This window comes from Streptococcus sp. UBA3373, assembly GCF_002360305.1.
In the GTDB taxonomy this organism is placed as follows: domain Bacteria; phylum Bacillota; class Bacilli; order Lactobacillales; family Streptococcaceae; genus Streptococcus; species Streptococcus alactolyticus.
In genome coordinates this window covers 1-3164 of the sequence record NZ_DEQF01000039.1, presented here as the reverse complement: position 1 = coordinate 3164, position 3164 = coordinate 1, and the positions used below count along the sequence as shown (strand labels likewise).

4 protein-coding genes are annotated in these 3164 nt (G+C 40.7%); all 4 read right to left on the bottom strand.

Translation table 11 applies throughout. The features are described 5' to 3' along the window. Positions 1 to 20 precede the first annotated feature (20 nt). On the bottom strand, positions 21 to 893 hold the full coding sequence (gene rsmA, locus B3R79_RS05220; RefSeq protein WP_154454837.1) for a 16S rRNA (adenine(1518)-N(6)/adenine(1519)-N(6))-dimethyltransferase RsmA: 873 nt from the start codon (positions 891 to 893) through the stop codon (positions 21 to 23). Between the two features lie 89 nt (positions 894 to 982). Next, a complete protein-coding gene (gene rnmV / locus B3R79_RS05215) occupies positions 983 to 1552 on the bottom strand; it encodes a ribonuclease M5 (RefSeq protein WP_293695337.1) in 570 nt (189 codons plus the stop codon). Beyond that, positions 1545 to 2318, bottom strand: coding sequence for a TatD family hydrolase (locus tag B3R79_RS05210; RefSeq protein ID WP_293695334.1), 774 nt, complete (start codon positions 2316 to 2318; stop codon positions 1545 to 1547). Before B3R79_RS05210 ends, rnmV begins: the two co-directional genes overlap by 8 nt. Positions 2319 to 2467: 149 nt before the next feature. Next, complete coding sequence (gene rpmH, locus B3R79_RS05205; RefSeq protein WP_002885866.1) at positions 2468 to 2602, bottom strand: 50S ribosomal protein L34; 135 nt, start codon at positions 2600 to 2602, stop codon at positions 2468 to 2470. Between the last annotated feature and the right edge of the window lie 562 nt (positions 2603 to 3164).

Below are 3164 nucleotides of genomic sequence, written 5' to 3'. Positions count from 1 at the left end.
GTTTTTAGTCGTCTTAAAACTTACAAACCAGCTTCTTTTAAAGCGTCTGCCAATCTAGCAAAATCCGCAATAGAAAGGGCTTCGCCACGAACAGACGGTTTGATATCTGCCATGTCAAGCGCTTGTTCCAATTTAGCCTTGGTTTCCTCAGCTTTTCCAAAATGGCTAGTCAAATTATTCCAAAGGGTTTTGCGGCGGTGAACAAAGCTGATTTTAGCAATGCGGAAGAAGAAATCTTCATCTTTCACTTGAACAAGAGGTTGCTCACGGCGTGTCATTTTCAAAATAGCTGAATCCACGTTCGGTGCAGGCACAAAGACCGTGCGAGGCACGATGAAAGCCACCTTGGCTGTCATGTAATATTGCACCGCGATTGACAATGACCCATAAGCCTTGGTATTTGGCTCAGCTGAAATACGGTCTGCCACTTCTTTTTGCATCATCACGACAAATTCCGCAAATGGGATTTTTGACTCAATCAAATGCATCAAGATAGGTGTGGTGATGTAGTAAGGCAGATTTGCGACCACCTTGATAGGCAAATCGGGATTTGCAAATGATTTGATATGGCTTTGCAAATCAGCTTTCAAAATGTCTCCGTTGATGACTTTGACGTTGTCAAAATCGCGGAGCGTATCCGCCAAAATCGGAATCAAACGGTCGTCAATTTCAAAAGCCATGACTTCAGCAGCATTTTCTGCCAAAAATTCCGTCAAAGCACCGATACCAGGACCAATTTCAATCACGTTGACACCCTTGTCAATCTCCGCTGTATCTACAATCTTTTGAAGAATATTGGTATCTGTCAAAAAGTTCTGTCCAAATGATTTTTTAAAGGTAAACCCATGACGCTCAAGAATAGCACGCGTCACGCTATAATCTGCAATTCTCATAATCAATATTCCCCAACCAAAACGTGGGGACTTTTCTTTCCTTTCGTTTCTATCAATCTTAGTATAGAACACAGAAGACTCTTAAAAAGTCAGCCCTCATATGTTGCCATCGTTTCTTCTACTTCGGCCAAAGTAATGTCAAAGAGCTCTAAGCGTTTGAGAAGTTGTTTGCCGTTGCTATAACCAATACGAAGCTTTTCGCCCAAATATTCGCGACGTTTGCGGCTATCTGCTCCCATTAAAAGCCCCAAGCGCATTAAGTCTGTTTTCGTGATGTCAAACTGGTCATCGTCATCAAAATGCCCCAACACACCTGACAAAGCCTTTTGCAAATCATCAAAACTGGCGTGTTCGACACCGAGCGAGCGCCCTTTTGTTTTTGACTTGGGAGCCGCCTCATCACGATTTAAAAAGGCGTGTTTCACATTTGGGATGGCATTCATGATGATTTTACGAATGCGTTCGCCGTTGTAATCTGGGTCGGTAAAGACAATAACCCCACGAAGATCATTTAATTTGTCAATACGCTCGAGGTCGTCATCATTGATAGCAGAACCTCGTGTTTCGTAGGTGTCCACATCGTAGAAACGACGCAAATTGGCTGTGTCGTCCTTGCCTTCAACCACAACCACTTCTTGAATTTTAATTTTCTCAGTCACAATCAAACAACCTCTTTGCATTTTCTGTTGTCGCTTGTGCCACTTCTTCCACAGTCAAGCCACGGAGTTCTGCGATTTTATCTACAATATAGCGAGTATAAGCCGTGCGGTTTTCACGTCCACGTTTTGGAACAGGGGCAAGGTATGGGGCATCTGTTTCCACCAAAATCTTATCCAACGGCAATTTTTGCGCAGCTTCTTGCACATCAAGGGCTTTTTTAAAAGTGACAACCCCTGAAAATGAAATCATCATACCAAGCTCGATAAAACGCTCTGCCATTTCCAAAGACCCTGAAAAAGAATGAATAATCCCACCACGAGGGCCAACACCTGCCTCTTTGATAACTTGATAGGTGTCTTCTAGGGCATCGCGGGTGTGGACGATGAAAGGCAAATCATGGTCTTTTGATAATTGAATCTGACGCTTGAAAATCTCAATCTGAACATCTTTCGGGTCTTCCATCCAATAATAATCCAATCCAATCTCACCTAGACCAATCACTTTTGGATGTGACAAGTGGGCGACAATCATATCCTCCACTTCTTGATTGTAAGACCCAGCTTCTGTCGGATGCCAACCAATTGTAGCATAAACTTCAGGGTATTTTTCAGCCAAATCAAGGGCACGTTTAATCGTTGGTGCATCAAAACCAACCACATTGTGCCGAGTGACGCCCATTTCCTTAGCTAGCGCCAATTCTTCATCTTCACGCCCAACAAAATCGTCAGCGTTTAAATGCGTGTGTGTATCAAAAATCGTTATCATGTATTAGTCTATTCCTCTTTTTTCTCGTTTTTATTATAACATACTTCACGAAAAGGTATCCTGACACTAGGTTCACAAAAGAGCTACACTTTCAAGCAAACGAAAATACCATCAGTCTCGAGCACTGATGGTATGGTTTATTCTATCAATTAAGCAGATAAAACTTTACGTCCTTTACGACGACGTGCAGCTAGGACACGACGACCGTTTTTAGTCGACATACGGTGACGGAAGCCATGCTTACGTTGACGACGAATTTTACTTGGTTGATAAGTACGTTTCACAGTGATTACCTCCTCATAGATTTTCGTATTCGTTTAGCCGGCTATTTTTGATCAGTTACTAAACATACCTTATTATTTTATAACAAGAATGGCATCCTGTCAAGCTGTACCCCTCTTTTGTTTGTGTCTATTTTTTTGAGAATAATCATCAAGCCTATAAATCAAGAGATTTCTCTGTTGAATTTTTTCAAAAAAAATACCGAAACAAAGGTTTCCTTGCTTCAGTCTTGACTTTATTGGCTTTTTTGTGTTACAATAACTTCAGACTGATTAAGCAAAGTGTAGATTTGTCTTAATCGGTGGAGTAGAAGTTACCAGCTTCTGCTCCTTTTTTGATTTTCTATAAAGGTATTATAACAAAATTGTCAGAAAAATGCAAACAAAAACAACTTAAAAAAGCCTTAAAATCCAAAAAATTTTAAAGTTTTTAATACTTAAATTTTTGGCGGTCAAGAGAAGTAAATTTCCCAGCACGTTGAAAAATTTTGCGTGATTTAAATATCGTTTGTTCCTTCGCTTCTCGGAGATAACCAACGCTTAAACGTTGATTTTGATAGTATTC